The 14,471-nt window shown below is 50.3% G+C and carries 16 protein-coding genes; 9 read left to right on the forward strand and 7 right to left on the reverse strand.

From position 1 onward, the window contains the following. Position 1 precedes the first annotated feature (1 nt). The 5 genes from rsxG to gstA all read left to right on the forward strand — a co-directional run bounded on the left by rsxG (position 2) and on the right by gstA (position 4,779). Entirely contained in the window at positions 2–622 is a 621-nt protein-coding gene (rsxG, locus tag ACJHW7_RS08480; RefSeq protein ID WP_000920784.1) for an electron transport complex subunit RsxG, read from the forward strand. 3 nt (positions 623–625) lie between these two features. Next, on the forward strand, positions 626–1,321 hold the full coding sequence (gene rsxE, locus ACJHW7_RS08485) for an electron transport complex subunit RsxE (protein ID WP_021556845.1): 696 nt from the start codon (positions 626–628) through the stop codon (positions 1,319–1,321). Next, positions 1,321–1,956, forward strand: coding sequence for an endonuclease III (gene nth, locus ACJHW7_RS08490; protein WP_001030339.1), 636 nt, complete (start codon positions 1,321–1,323; stop codon positions 1,954–1,956). The genes rsxE and nth overlap by 1 nt, the downstream gene beginning before the upstream one ends. A gap of 609 nt (positions 1,957–2,565) precedes the next feature. Beyond that, entirely contained in the window at positions 2,566–4,068 is a 1,503-nt protein-coding gene (gene dtpA / locus ACJHW7_RS08495; protein ID WP_000100937.1) for a dipeptide/tripeptide permease DtpA, read from the forward strand. Positions 4,069–4,173: 105 nt separating this feature from the next. Next, positions 4,174–4,779, forward strand: a complete 606-nt coding sequence (gstA, locus tag ACJHW7_RS08500; protein WP_000765749.1) for a glutathione transferase GstA — start codon at positions 4,174–4,176, stop codon at positions 4,777–4,779. 43 nt (positions 4,780–4,822) lie between these two features. On the opposite strand, the gene pdxY is transcribed toward gstA, so the two are convergent. The 5 genes from pdxY to anmK all read right to left on the reverse strand — a co-directional run bounded on the left by pdxY (position 4,823) and on the right by anmK (position 9,399). Further along, positions 4,823–5,686: a pyridoxal kinase gene (gene pdxY, locus ACJHW7_RS08505; RefSeq protein WP_001307229.1), complete on the reverse strand. Its 864-nt coding sequence runs from the start codon at positions 5,684–5,686 to the stop codon at positions 4,823–4,825. A 58-nt stretch (positions 5,687–5,744) separates the two neighbouring features. Further along, positions 5,745–7,019, reverse strand: coding sequence for a tyrosine--tRNA ligase (gene tyrS, locus ACJHW7_RS08510; protein WP_001295400.1), 1,275 nt, complete (start codon positions 7,017–7,019; stop codon positions 5,745–5,747). A gap of 128 nt (positions 7,020–7,147) precedes the next feature. After that, positions 7,148–7,804: a pyridoxamine 5'-phosphate oxidase gene (pdxH, locus tag ACJHW7_RS08515; protein WP_001282319.1), complete on the reverse strand. Its 657-nt coding sequence runs from the start codon at positions 7,802–7,804 to the stop codon at positions 7,148–7,150. 58 nt (positions 7,805–7,862) lie between these two features. Next, positions 7,863–8,192 (reverse strand): C-type lysozyme inhibitor, encoded by a 330-nt coding sequence (mliC, locus tag ACJHW7_RS08520; protein ID WP_000061976.1) that lies wholly within the window; start codon positions 8,190–8,192, stop codon positions 7,863–7,865. A gap of 97 nt (positions 8,193–8,289) precedes the next feature. Then, positions 8,290–9,399, reverse strand: coding sequence for an anhydro-N-acetylmuramic acid kinase (gene anmK / locus ACJHW7_RS08525; RefSeq protein WP_000835077.1), 1,110 nt, complete (start codon positions 9,397–9,399; stop codon positions 8,290–8,292). A 273-nt stretch (positions 9,400–9,672) separates the two neighbouring features. On the opposite strand from anmK, the gene slyB reads away from it, so the two are divergent. Then, positions 9,673–10,140: an outer membrane lipoprotein SlyB gene (slyB, locus tag ACJHW7_RS08530; RefSeq protein ID WP_000597196.1), complete on the forward strand. Its 468-nt coding sequence runs from the start codon at positions 9,673–9,675 to the stop codon at positions 10,138–10,140. A gap of 46 nt (positions 10,141–10,186) precedes the next feature. Here slyB and slyA read toward each other — a convergent pair whose 3' ends face one another. Further along, the gene (slyA, locus tag ACJHW7_RS08535; protein WP_001296943.1) at positions 10,187–10,621 is read right to left on the reverse strand and encodes a transcriptional regulator SlyA; all 435 of its coding nucleotides are present in this window, start codon (positions 10,619–10,621) and stop codon (positions 10,187–10,189) included. 200 nt (positions 10,622–10,821) lie between these two features. Between slyA and ACJHW7_RS08540 the strand changes: the two genes are divergently transcribed. The 3 genes from ACJHW7_RS08540 to ACJHW7_RS08550 are packed head-to-tail and all read left to right on the forward strand — an operon-like array spanning position 10,822 to position 13,930. Then, a complete protein-coding gene (locus ACJHW7_RS08540) occupies positions 10,822–11,058 on the forward strand; it encodes a DUF1656 domain-containing protein (RefSeq protein WP_000670998.1) in 237 nt (78 codons plus the stop codon). 2 nt (positions 11,059–11,060) lie between these two features. Continuing rightward, positions 11,061–11,918, forward strand: coding sequence for an HlyD family secretion protein (locus ACJHW7_RS08545; protein WP_001383209.1), 858 nt, complete (start codon positions 11,061–11,063; stop codon positions 11,916–11,918). Beyond that, the gene (locus ACJHW7_RS08550; RefSeq protein WP_000994333.1) at positions 11,918–13,930 is read left to right on the forward strand and encodes an FUSC family protein; all 2,013 of its coding nucleotides are present in this window, start codon (positions 11,918–11,920) and stop codon (positions 13,928–13,930) included. The genes ACJHW7_RS08545 and ACJHW7_RS08550 overlap by 1 nt, the downstream gene beginning before the upstream one ends. On the opposite strand, the gene sodC is transcribed toward ACJHW7_RS08550, so the two are convergent. Beyond that, a complete protein-coding gene (gene sodC / locus ACJHW7_RS08555; protein ID WP_001296937.1) occupies positions 13,931–14,452 on the reverse strand; it encodes a superoxide dismutase [Cu-Zn] SodC in 522 nt (173 codons plus the stop codon). Positions 14,453–14,471: the final 19 nt, after the last annotated feature.

Raw genomic sequence — 14,471 nt, forward strand, 5'->3', positions numbered from 1 at the left:
CATGCTGAAAACTATCCGAAAACACGGCATTACGTTGGCGCTATTTGCAGCGGGTTCAACAGGGTTAACTGCGGCCATCAACCAGATGACCAAAACGACGATTGCTGAACAGGCCAGTCTGCAACAAAAGGCGTTATTTGATCAGGTGCTGCCAGCCGAACGCTATAACAATGCGCTGGCACAGAGTTGCTATCTGGTAACTGCGCCAGAGTTAGGTAAAGGTGAGCATCGGGTTTACATCGCCAAACAGGATGACAAACCGGTAGCCGCCGTTCTGGAAGCAACCGCGCCAGATGGCTATTCCGGTGCGATTCAGCTGCTGGTGGGAGCCGATTTTAACGGCACGGTACTTGGCACGCGCGTGACAGAGCACCACGAAACGCCAGGGCTTGGCGATAAAATCGAACTGCGCCTTTCTGACTGGATCACCCATTTTGCGGGTAAAAAAATCAGTGGTGCGGATGATGCGCACTGGGCGGTGAAGAAAGATGGTGGTGATTTCGACCAGTTCACCGGCGCGACGATTACTCCCCGCGCGGTGGTTAATGCGGTAAAACGCGCCGGATTGTACGCTCAGACGTTACCGGCACAACTTTCTCAACTTCCTGCCTGTGGAGAATAAAGCGTGAGCGAAATTAAAGACGTTATTGTTCAGGGGTTGTGGAAAAACAACTCTGCGCTGGTCCAGTTGCTCGGCCTTTGTCCTCTGTTGGCGGTCACGTCCACTGCCACTAACGCTCTGGGTTTAGGACTTGCGACTACGCTGGTACTGACGCTGACCAACCTGACCATTTCGACGCTGCGTCACTGGACGCCAGCCGAGATCCGCATTCCCATTTACGTGATGATCATCGCCTCGGTGGTCAGCGCTGTACAGATGCTGATCAACGCCTACGCTTTTGGCCTGTATCAATCATTAGGGATTTTTATTCCGCTGATTGTCACTAACTGTATCGTTGTGGGCCGCGCTGAAGCCTTCGCCGCCAAAAAAGGTCCGGCGCTTTCGGCACTGGACGGCTTTTCAATTGGTATGGGCGCAACCTGCGCCATGTTCGTGCTGGGTTCACTACGCGAAATTATCGGCAATGGCACGTTGTTTGACGGTGCAGATTCGCTGTTAGGTAGCTGGGCAAAAGTATTACGCGTGGAGATTTTCCACACCGACTCCCCTTTCCTGCTGGCGATGCTGCCACCAGGTGCATTTATTGGCCTGGGACTGATGCTGGCAGGAAAATACCTGATTGATGAAAGAATGAAAAAGCGCCGTACTGAAGCAGCTGCCGAACGTGCATTGCCAAACGGTGAAACAGGGAATGTCTGATGAACAAAGCAAAACGCCTGGAGATCCTCACTCGCCTGCGTGAGAACAATCCTCATCCCACCACCGAGCTTAATTTCAGTTCGCCTTTTGAATTGCTGATTGCCGTACTGCTTTCCGCTCAGGCAACCGATGTCAGTGTTAATAAGGCGACGGCGAAACTCTACCCGGTGGCGAATACGCCTGCAGCGATGCTTGAACTGGGCGTTGAAGGGGTGAAAACCTATATCAAAACGATTGGGCTTTATAACAGCAAAGCAGAAAATATCATCAAAACCTGCCGTATCTTACTGGAGCAGCATAATGGCGAGGTTCCGGAAGATCGTGCTGCGCTTGAAGCCCTGCCCGGCGTAGGTCGTAAAACAGCCAACGTCGTATTAAACACTGCATTCGGCTGGCCGACTATTGCTGTCGACACGCACATTTTCCGCGTTTGTAATCGTACTCAATTTGCGCCGGGGAAAAACGTCGAACAGGTAGAAGAAAAGCTACTGAAAGTGGTTCCGGCAGAGTTTAAAGTCGACTGCCACCATTGGTTGATCCTGCACGGGCGTTATACCTGCATTGCCCGCAAGCCCCGCTGTGGCTCTTGTATTATTGAAGATCTTTGTGAATACAAAGAGAAAGTTGACATCTGAAGAAAAGGGGTAACACCGATTACCCCATTGATAACCTTTCTTTATCCTCTTTTAAAACATCTTTTTAACGTCAATGATGCCATTGCTTAGCGTTATCATCAGGTAATCCGTTTGCGGATAACCAAAAATGCAGGTTAATTGTTTTTTTAATAGCGAAATTTTCTATTCATTCGTGATCAAGATCACGATGCTGTGGCAATGTAAAAACATTGCAAGAATCAGGTTAAAATCATTTAAATTTACACACGCAACAAATATTGACCTACAAAACATTACACTGGCTATTTTTCAGAAACTGGACTATCTCACTAGGAAAAACGCTAAATAGCAGAACATATCGCCGTCAAGCCATCATCCCCCTCTCAATGCAGTGAAAAAATCTGCCGTTACGTTTTTTGAAAAATTTAACGCTGGATAACATTTCCCGGAATGGTTGAATTCCCCGCCTCAGTTATATGTAACAGATTATTACAAAGGACTTGTCTGAAAGTGCAAGATAGTGAACATTACCTGCCGTTTCCCCTCCCACTATAACAATTGCGCGTATGTTTTTAGGCATAACGCGAGAAAGCACCCCCGTTAATATGGGATGTAAAAAAAGAGGTAAAAGTGTCCACTGCAAACCAAAAACCAACTGAAAGCGTCAGTTTGAACGCTTTCAAACAACCGAAGGCGTTCTATCTCATCTTCTCGATTGAGTTATGGGAACGTTTTGGTTATTACGGCCTACAAGGAATTATGGCTGTTTACCTGGTTAAACAACTGGGTATGTCTGAAGCGGATTCAATCACCCTTTTCTCTTCCTTTAGTGCCCTGGTTTATGGTCTGGTCGCTATCGGCGGCTGGTTAGGTGACAAGGTACTGGGTACTAAACGCGTAATTATGCTCGGCGCTATTGTGCTGGCGATTGGTTATGCTCTGGTTGCCTGGTCTGGTCACGACGCCGGTATCGTTTATATGGGTATGGCGGCTATTGCGGTCGGTAACGGCCTGTTTAAAGCTAACCCGTCTTCTCTGCTTTCTACATGCTATGAGAAAAACGACCCGCGTCTGGACGGTGCATTCACCATGTACTACATGTCCGTCAACATCGGCTCTTTCTTCTCTATGATCGCTACCCCGTGGCTGGCCGCGAAATACGGCTGGAGTGTTGCGTTTGCGTTGAGCGTTGTAGGCCTGCTGATCACTATTGTTAACTTCGCCTTCTGCCAACGCTGGGTTAAACAGTACGGTTCAAAACCAGACTTCGAGCCTATCAACTACCGTAACCTGCTGCTGACCATTATTGGTGTTGTGGCACTGATCGCTATCGCCACCTGGCTGCTGCACAATCAGGAAGTTGCGCGTATGGCGCTGGGCGTTGTTGCCTTTGGTATCGTGGTTATCTTCGGTAAAGAAGCCTTCGCGATGAAAGGTGCTGCGCGTCGTAAAATGATCGTTGCCTTCATCCTGATGCTCGAAGCCATTATCTTCTTCGTGCTGTACAGCCAGATGCCAACGTCACTGAACTTCTTTGCGATTCGTAACGTTGAACACACCATTCTGGGCCTGGCCGTAGAACCTGAGCAGTATCAGGCACTGAACCCGTTCTGGATCATCATTGGTAGCCCGATTCTGGCCGCTATCTATAACAAGATGGGCGATACCCTGCCGATGCCAACTAAGTTTGCAATCGGTATGGTGATGTGTTCTGGTGCGTTCCTGATTCTGCCGCTGGGTGCAAAATTCGCGTCTGACGCAGGTATCGTGTCTGTAAGCTGGCTGGTCGCAAGCTATGGCCTGCAGAGTATCGGGGAACTTATGATCTCTGGTCTGGGTCTGGCAATGGTTGCTCAACTCGTTCCGCAGCGTCTGATGGGCTTCATTATGGGTAGCTGGTTCCTGACCACTGCCGGTGCAAACCTGATTGGTGGTTATGTTGCGGGTATGATGGCTGTGCCGGATAACGTTACCGATCCGCTGATGTCACTGGAAGTCTATGGTCGCGTATTCTTGCAGATTGGTGTCGCTACTGCCGTTATTGCAGTACTGATGCTGTTTACCGCGCCGAAACTGCACCGCATGACGCAGGATGACGCTGCTGACAAAGCGGCGAAAGCTGCTGTAGCGTAAAATTCAGGGAAACTCTTTTACAAGCCGCTAACTTTTCGTTAGCGGCTTTTTTTTTGTTCAGCAACGCACTACCATACTTTAAACCACAGACAAAAGGAGTTACCGATGAAATTGTTCTACAAACCGGGCGCCTGCTCTCTCGCTTCCCATATCACCCTGCGTGAGAGCGGAAAGGATTTTACGCTCGTCAGTGTGGATTTAATGAAAAAACGTCTCGAAAACGGTGACGATTACTTTGCCGTTAACCCTAAGGGACAGGTACCTGCATTGCTGCTGGATGACGGTACTTTGCTGACGGAAGGTGTAGCGATTATGCAGTATCTTGCCGACAGCGTCCCCGACCGCCAGTTGCTGGCACCGGTAAACAGTATTTCCCGCTATAAAACCATCGAATGGCTGAATTACATCGCCACCGAGCTGCATAAAGGTTTCACACCTCTGTTTCGCCCTGATACACCGGAAGAGTACAAACCGACAGTTCGCGCGCAGCTGGAGAAGAAGCTGCAATATGTGAACGAGGCACTGAAGGATGAGCACTGGATCTGCGGGCAAAGATTTACAATTGCTGATGCCTATCTGTTTACGGTACTGCGCTGGGCATACGCGGTGAAACTGAATCTGGAAGGGTTAGAGCACATTGCGGCATTTATGCAACGTATGGCTGAACGTCCGGAAGTACAAGACGCGCTGTCAGCGGAAGGCTTAAAGTAATAGCCGTCGGCCCACAGTTCGTTGTGGGCCGAAATGAGATATTTCAGAGCTTTGTTGCGCTGAAGTAATGTTCTGGTTTGGCAATACGATCCTGAGCAGCAACCACTTGCAACTCATATTCCTGCATTGCTTTGGTGGTCACCATGATTTCGTATACTGCAGCGGTCACATGTTCCAGGGCCTCCTGCAGCGTTGCCCCCTGAAGCAGTTTCACCAGCAGTAAACCGCTCGTCACATCACCAACACCTACCGGCTGGCGCATACCAAAATCCACCAGTGGACGGCTGATATGCCAGGCTTCATCGGCGGTGACCAGCAGCATTTCAAAACGGTCACGGCTGTAGCCAGCTCGCGCCAGGTGTTTAACCAACACAATTTGTGGCCCTTGCGCAATGAGTTCGCGCGCTGCCAGAACCGCTTCTTCGACGTTATTTACCGCATGCTCACAGAGTATTTCCAGCTCAACAAGATTCGGCGCAATGATATCGCTGGCAGGCAAACCGTGCCGCACATGAAACTCTGCGACACCCGGTGCAACGATACAGCCTTTTTCCGGATGACCCATTACCGGATCGCAAAAATATTTCGCCTGCGGATTCGCGGCTTTCACCTGACGGACGATACCGAGGATATGTTCACCCTGCTCCGCCGATCCCAGATAGCCACTTAATACGGCATCACAGGTGTGTAATTTATCAATGGCGGCAATGCCTTGCACAATTTCGGTTAAATGGCTGGGCGGCATCACGCAGCCAGTCCATTTGCCGTATTGGGTGTGATTAGAAAATTGAACGGTGTTCAGCGGCCAGACGTTCGCGCCCAGGCGGCGCATCGGAAACTCTGCCGCACTGTTACCCGCATGACCATAAACAACGTGAGACTGGATAGCGAGAATATTTTTCATCATGTTCCCTGTATAAAAACCAGGGGGAGTGATTTCTCACTCCCCCTTTCCACTTAATGCATTATTTCCAGCAAATCAGACAGTAATTCTTTTTGCCGCGACGCAATAAGGTAAAACGACCAAACAGACGATCTTCTTCTTTAAAGAAGTATTCAGGATCGGACTGTTTTTCACCGTTAATGGTGATGGCATTGGAGGCGATAGTTTTACGCGCCTGACCACGGGAAGGTTGCAGTTCAGAATCGACCAGCGCCTGCATCAGGTCTGCGCCCTTTTCCATCTCAACCATCGGTACGCCGTCCTGCGCCAGCTGTTCGAAGTCCGCTTCACTCAGCGCACTCAAGGAACCGCTGAACAGGCATTCGGTAATACGTTTTGCCGCCTGCAAACCTTCTTCACCGTGAACCAGACGGGTCACCTGCTCCGCCAGTACATACTGGGCGCGCGGTGCTTTACCGCTGTTTTTATCTTCTTCTTCCAGGGCGTTGATCTCTTCAATGCTCATAAAGGTGAAGAACTTCAGGAAGCGGTAAACGTCGGCATCCGCAGTGTTGATCCAGAACTGGTAGAATTTGTACGGGCTGGTTTTCTTCGGATCCAACCAGACTGCGCCGCCTTCAGTTTTACCAAATTTGGTGCCATCTGCTTTGGTGATCAGCGGAACGGTCAGGCCAAACACCTGATTCTGATGCAGACGACGGGTCAGGTCGATACCAGAAGTGATGTTACCCCACTGGTCAGAACCACCAATTTGCAGCACCACACCGTACTGTTTGTTCAGACAGGCGAAGTCATAACCCTGCAACAGGTTGTAGGAAAACTCAGTGAACGAAATCCCCTGATCTTCACGGTTGAGACGCTGCTTAACCGCTTCTTTGTTGATCATCTGGTTAACGGAGAAGTGTTTGCCAATATCGCGCAGGAAGGTCAGCACATTCATATTGCCGAACCAGTCATAGTTGTTCGCCGCGATAGCAGAGTTTTCTCCACAGTCGAAATCGAGGAACGGGGCAACCTGCTTGCGGATTTTGTCCACCCACTCCTGAACAGTTTCTTCGGTGTTCAGCTTACGCTCGGCAGCTTTGAAGCTCGGGTCGCCAATCAGACCCGTCGCGCCGCCTACCAGCGCAACCGGCTTGTGGCCCGCCTGCTGGAAGCGTTTCAGGCATAACAATGGAACAAGATGCCCCAAATGCAAGCTGTCAGCGGTAGGATCGAAGCCGCAATAGAGCGCGATCGGGCCTTGCGCCAGTCGCTCTGCTAACGCTTCCTCGTCCGTCACCTGGGCTACCAGCCCCCGCTCTTGCAATTGTTTAATCAAGTTACTGCTTGCCATCAAAATCTCCATGTATATAACGACTGCACCTTTGCCGGTACACGACTTTTCGCCAGATGCGAAAGAGACATAGAATAAAGTGCCAGAATCAGGAGTACCAGCGATTAAAGCAAGATTTTTGCATCTTTTCAGGGTGCAAGACGATCAATCTTCCACGCATCATTTTCACGCTGGTACAAAAAGCGGTCATGCAGGCGATGCTCACCGCCCTGCCAGAACTCAATCTGTTCAAGGCTGACGCGAAAACCGCCCCAAAAGCTCGGCAATGGCACTTCGCCCTGTTGAAACTTCTGCTTCAGCTCCAGGAATTTACTTTCAAGGATACCGCGGGCAGAAATGCGACTGGACTGCTTCGAAACCCATGCACCAATCTGGCTATCACGCGGGCGGCTATGAAAATATTTCATCACTTCGAGAGTCGAAAGTCGTTCTGCTTTACCGATCACCATCACCTGGCGTTCAAGGGTATGCCACGGGAACAGCAGGCTAACGCGCGGATTATTTTCAATTTGATGTGCTTTACGGCTACCGAGGTTGGTGTAAAACACCATGCCTTTTTCGTCGTAATGTTTGAGTAAAACGATGCGCTGATAAGGCTGACCATGTTCATCCACGGTAGCGACCACCATCGCGGTAGGGTCCGCCAGTTTGGCTTCACAAGCCTGAGAGAGCCAACGTTCAAAAAGGGTTAATGGATCGGCGGGAAGATCGCGGCGGCGTAACCCGCCTTTGGTGTATTCACGGCGCAGATGCGCGATTTGCTGCAATTCGTCGTTATCAGACATGGTTTTCTTTACGGATTGTCAGTGGGTGACGCTATTGTGCGCCGCCCCTGGAAAAATCTCAACGCCGTGAATTTTGTAACTGACAGTTATTCAAGACGATGCGGTCGCGTTTATAGACAGTCGCTTCCTCGCCTTTCGACCAGAAAACATAGATTCCGTCAGTGTAACGTGCACCAGAGGCTGAAATGCCCTGTTTGAGATGCAGTAGTTGATTATCGTAAACAAAACTGACTTCCTGGCGCGGATTATTCAGTTTGACCGTCAACGGTTTTTCATCACACTGGTATTCCAGCGTATCGGTTTGCATGCGCTCAACCAGTTGATTGAACGCGCTACAGCCGGTGAGAAGCACCGGCAAACAGATCAGTAACAGTTTTTTCATAGACATTTCCCGAAGACTTTCCTGGTCTGGAGGGCAATACGCCCTCCCTAACGTTCCAAGTGTAACGGCAGACGCGGTAAGAAAAATTCAGTTAACTCTGATATCACGGGTTAGCCGGGAAAATAGCCCCCAGTACCGTCTCCTGGCTTGCGCCAGTGACGGAAGGCAGATTTCCTGGTAATCCCGCCAGCGTCCGCCAGGCAAGCCAGGCGAAAGCCAATGCTTCCATGTCATCGCCACTAATGCCAACGGCATCGGTGGTGGTGACTTCTGTGCCTGGCAGTAATGCCGCCAGACGCGCCATGAGTAGCGGATTACGACTACCTCCACCACATACCATCAATCGTTCGCAGCCACCGCTCAACAAAACTTGTTCAGAAATGGTCACGGCGGTGAGTTCTGCCAGTGTGGCCTGAACATCACGGGGATCAACACCCGGAAAATGGCGTAAATGGCGCTCCAGCCAGCCGTAGTTAAAGTATTCGCGTCCGGTGCTTTTCGGTGCAGGTTGCGAGAAATATGGGTCGCTGAGCATATTTTGCAGCAGTGGGAGAATAACTTTACCCGCCCGTGCCCACTCGGCATCTTTATCGTAAGGTTTACCGGCCTGACGCCAGATCCAGGCATCCATCAGCATGTTACCAGGACCGGTATCGTAGCCGCCAACCGGCTGCCCAGGAATGAGCAGTGACAGATTGGCGATGCCGCCAATATTGAGCACCATTCGTCGCTCGGTTGGGTGAGCCAGCAAGGCATGATGGAACGCAGGTACCAGCGGTGCGCCTTGTCCTCCCAAGGCAATATCGCGACGGCGAAAATCACCGACAACCGTAATTCCGGTGCGTGCCACAATTTGATTGTTATCGCCAATCTGTAAAGTGTGTGGTGCCACGCCCGTCGGTTCATGCCAGACGGTTTGACCGTGACAGCCGATCGCAACTATATCTCTCGCCTGCAGGTTTTGTTCCTTAAGCAAGGCATTGACCGCATCAGCAAAAAGTCGCCCGAGTTGAGTATCAAGCTGTCCAAACTGCGAAAGTGTAAGCTGCTGGCCCTGGCAAATATCCAGTACAGCCTGTTTCAGAGACACCGGGATCGGCCAGCTCAAACTTGCCAGCTGTGCGACCCGGTGTTCATCAATTGTCGCCAACACAACATCAACACCATCAAGGCTGGTGCCTGACATAACGCCAATAAAGCGGCCCGATTTCATAGTTCATCCTTTTTCAATCTGACGTTTGCGCACCACTCAAACATAAACTTTTCGTGAATACCATGCGGAATGACCGATTTTTACCGTTGGTAGTAAAACATTATCTTCAAATCAATAATCATCATGAATGTTTTGTTTATAATTGGTTGATCCTACTTTCATTATGATTTGCTCATATTTGGTAGAACATGTAACCATGGATTCACATATGCCATATACTTTGACCATGAGGGATGCTTGCGTGGCGTTTCATGGTGAACAGGAGATTTTTCAATGATTAAACGCGTATTGGTTGTTTCAATGGTAGGTCTGTCTCTTGTCGGTTGTGTTAATAACGACACCCTGTCAGGGGATGTTTATACCGCTTCTGAAGCGAAACAAGTACAGAATGTCAGCTATGGAACCATCGTTAACGTACGTCCGGTACAGATTCAGGGCGGTGATGATTCCAACGTTATCGGTGCAATTGGCGGTGCTGTTCTTGGTGGTTTCCTGGGAAATACTGTTGGTGGCGGAACCGGGCGTTCTCTGGCTACTGCAGCAGGCGCTGTTGCAGGTGGCGTAGCTGGTCAGGGCGTACAGAGTGCAATGAACAAAACGCAAGGTGTCGAGCTGGAAATTCGTAAAGACGATGGTAATACCATCATGGTGGTACAGAAACAAGGCAACACTCGTTTCTCTCCGGGCCAACGTGTCGTACTGGCCAGCAATGGCAGTCAGGTGACCGTTTCTCCGCGCTAAATAAGTTTGCGTGTGGTCAGGTTACTGACCACACGCCCCCTTCATTTCACCCTTTGGCCTGTAACTCAATGATATTATGCTCAAGTTTTGCGATGAGCGTAATCAGTTGTTCCAGTTCCTCTGCGGAGATGCCATGTAAGATTTCCGCGCGGGTTTTGTTAATAACAGCTTCCATTTCGCTGATCAGCGGCTCTGCCTTTTCCGTCAGTTTAATACGTTTAGCCCGACGATCGCTGGCACAAGTTTGACGCGAAATTAACCCTTTTTCTTCCAGTTGGTCCAGAGTACGGACCAGTGATGGCTGCTCGATGCCAATCGCTTTTGCCAGTTGAATTTGCGACTGGTCTGGAGGTAACTGATGGATATTGTGTAACGTAACCCAATGGGTTTGTGTTAACTCCAGCGGTTTCAGGCGATGGTCTATCAGAGCACGCCATATGCGCACCAACCGTGCCAGATCAGAACCTAGTGGCGATTCCAATTTCATCTCCTTATAATTAGCTTGCTAAGATATTATGCGGCTTTTAGAATAGTGTGCAGCAATTGTATTGCTAAAACAAATGTATTGCTGCATTTGGTTACCGTCAGACATATTTTTCAGAAATTGCGCGTAAATTTTTCGCACTTAAAGAATATTTATTAATCTAACGCAATATATTCGGTCGTAAAGGAATCTACTTTGTGAAGTTTATGCTCAATGCAACAGGATTGCCCTTACAAGATCTGGTGTTCGGTGCGTCCGTCTACTTTCCTCCGTTTTTCAAAGCATTCGCGTTTGGATTCGTCATCTGGCTTGTCGTACACCGCCTGCTTCGTGGCTGGATCTACGCCGGTGACATCTGGCATCCCTTGTTAATGGATTTATCGCTGTTTGCGATTTGCGTTTGCCTTGCTCTGGCAATACTGATTGCGTGGTAACTATGTCAATTAAAACAATTAAGTATTTCTCAACAATCATTGTAGCGGTAGTTGCGGTTCTTGCCGGATGGTGGCTGTGGAATTATTACATGCAATCTCCGTGGACACGCGACGGGAAAATACGCGCAGAACAGGTTTCTATCACCCCACAGGTGTCGGGACGTATTGTTGAGCTGAATATAAAAGACAACCAGCTGGTTAACGCGGGGGATCTTCTGCTCACGATCGATAAAACGCCCTTTCAGATCGCCGAGCTGAACGCACAGGCACAGCTGGCGAAAGCGCAATCTGACCTCGCAAAAGCCAATAACGAAGCGAATCGTCGTCGTCATCTCTCACAAAATTTTATTTCTGCCGAAGAACTCGATACCGCTAACCTCAATGTTAAAGCGATGCAGGCCAGTGTTGATGCCGCACAGGCGACGCTGAAACAGACACAATGGCAACTGGCGCAAACGGAAATTCGCGCCCCGGTGAGTGGATGGGTGACTAACCTCACTACCCGCATCGGCGATTACGCTGACACCGGGAAACCGCTGTTTGCCCTTGTCGACAGCCACTCGTTTTACGTCATTGGTTATTTTGAAGAAACCAAGTTGCGCCATATCCGCGAAGGTGCACCAGCACAAATTACCCTCTATAGTGATAACAAAACGTTACAGGGTCACGTTTTCAGTATCGGTCGGGCGATTTATGATCAGAGCGTTGAAAGTGACTCAAGCCTTATTCCGGATGTGAAACCTAACGTCCCCTGGGTTCGTCTCGCCCAACGCGTTCCCGTCCGCTTTGCGCTGGATAAAGTTCCAGGCGATGTCACGCTGGTGTCGGGCACCACCTGTAGCATTGCCGTAGGTCAATAATGAACGCATCGTCATGGTCCTTGCGCAATTTGCCCTGGTTCAGGGCCACGCTGGCGCAATGGCGTTATGCGTTACGCAATACCATTGCTATGTGTCTGGCGCTGACGGTTGCCTATTATTTGAATCTGGATGAACCCTATTGGGCGATGACCTCGGCTGCAGTGGTTAGCTTTCCCACCGTTGGCGGTGTCATCAGCAAAAGCCTCGGACGCATCGCTGGCAGTTTACTGGGAGCCATTGCGGCACTGCTTCTTGCCGGACATACGCTCAATGAGCCGTGGTTTTTTCTATTGAGCATGTCGGCGTGGCTTGGCTTTTGTACCTGGGCCTGTGCGCACTTCACGAATAACGTCGCGTATGCATTTCAACTGGCGGGCTACACGGCTGCCATCATCGCCTTTCCGATGGTTAATATTACTGAGGCCAGCCAGCTGTGGGATATCGCTCAGGCGCGCGTTTGCGAGGTGATTGTCGGTATTTTGTGCGGCGGCATGATGATGATGATCCTGCCGAGCAGTTCCGATGCTACTGCCCTTTTAACCGCATTGAAAAACATGCACGCCCGATTACTGGAACATGCCAGTTTACTCTGGCAGCCTGAAACAACCGATGCCATTCGTGCAGCACATGAAGGGGTGATTGGGCAGATACTGACCATGAATTTGCTGCGTATCCAGGCTTTCTGGAGCCACTATCGTTTTCGCCAGCAAAACGCGCGCCTTAATGCGCTGCTCCACCAGCAATTACGTATGACCAGTGTCATCTCCAGCCTGCGACGTATGTTGCTCAACTGGCCCTCACCGCCAGGTGCCACACGAGAAATTCTCGAACAGTTGCTGACGGCGCTCGCCAGTTCGCAAACAGATGTTTACACCGTCGCACGTATTATCGCCCCGCTACGCCCGACCAACGTCGCCGACTATCGGCACGTCGCCTTCTGGCAGCGACTACGTTATTTTTGCCGCCTTTATCTGCAAAGTAGTCAGGAATTACATCGTCTGCAAAGCGGTGTAGATGATCATACCAGACTCCCACGGACATCCGGCCTGGCTCGTCATACCGATAACGCCGAAGCTATGTGGAGCGGGCTGCGTACATTTTGTACGTTGATGATGATTGGCGCATGGAGTATTGCTTCGCAATGGGATGCCGGTGCCAATGCATTAACGCTGGCAGCAATTAGCTGCGTACTCTACTCCGCCGTCGCAGCACCGTTTAAGTCGTTGTCACTGCTGATGCGCACGCTGGTGTTACTTTCGCTATTCAGCTTTGTGGTCAAATTTGGCCTGATGGTCCAGATTAGTGATCTGTGGCAATTTTTGCTGTTTCTCTTTCCACTGCTGGCGACGATGCAGCTTCTTAAATTGCAGATGCCAAAATTTGCCGCACTGTGGGGGCAACTGATTGTTTTTATGGGTTCGTTTATCGCTGTCACTAATCCCCCGGTGTATGATTTTGCTGATTTTCTTAACGATAATCTGGCGAAAATCGTTGGCGTCGCGTTGGCGTGGTTAGCGTTCGCCATTCTGCGTCCAGGATCGGATGCTCGTAAAAGCCGTCGCCATATTCGCGCGCTGCGTCGGGATTTTGTCGATCAACTAAGCCGCCATCCAACACTGAGTGAAAGCGAATTTGAATCGCTCACTTATCATCACGTCAGTCAGTTGAGTAACAGCCAGGATGCGCTGGCTCGCCGTTGGTTATTACGCTGGGGTGTAGTGCTGCTGAACTGTTCTCATGTTGTCTGGCAATTACGCGACTGGGAATCGCGTTCCGATCCGTTATCGCGAGTACGGGATAACTGTATTTCACTGTTGCGGGGAGTGATGAGTGAGCGTGGCGTTCAGCAAAAATCACTGGCGGCCACACTTGAAGAATTACAGCGGATTTGCGACAGCCTTGCCCGTCATCATCAACCTGCCGCCCGTGAGCTGGCGGCAATTGTCTGGCGGCTGTACTGCTCGCTTTCGCAACTTGAGCAAGCACCACCGCAAGGTACGCTGGCCTCTTAATTACTTAATTACACCACAGGCATAGCGTTCACCGCCACCGCCCAGCGGTTTAGGTTGATCGGACATATTATCGCCGCCAACGTGGACCATCAGCGCTTTGTCTTTGATTTCATCCAGTGATTTCAGACGAGGCGCGATGACGGCATCGGTAGCTTTGCCGTCATTATTGACTACCAGTGCAGGCAGATCGCCTAAATGCCCGGCACCTTCTGGCCCTTCATGTTTGCCGGTATTTTGTGGATCAAGATGCCCGCCTGCGGATTCCGCGGCGCTGGCTTTGCCATCTTTGGTGGCTGGCTGGCAGCTTCCTTTGGCATGAATATGGAAGCCATGTTCACCGGGGGGTAATGCTTTCAGATCGGGCGAAAACTCCAGACCTTTATCGGTTTCAGTAATGGTGACGCTACCAATTGACTGCCCAACCCCTTGCGACGTGACGAGGTTCATCTCGACTTTTTCACTGGCAGCTTGTGCGCCGGTTGCAACAACCAGCGCCAGAATAGCCAGACTAAAACGTTTCATAGGACCTCCGTTCATTGTG

The organism is Escherichia sp. WS1152, assembly GCF_046487665.1.
Taxonomy (GTDB): domain Bacteria; phylum Pseudomonadota; class Gammaproteobacteria; order Enterobacterales; family Enterobacteriaceae; genus Escherichia; species Escherichia coli.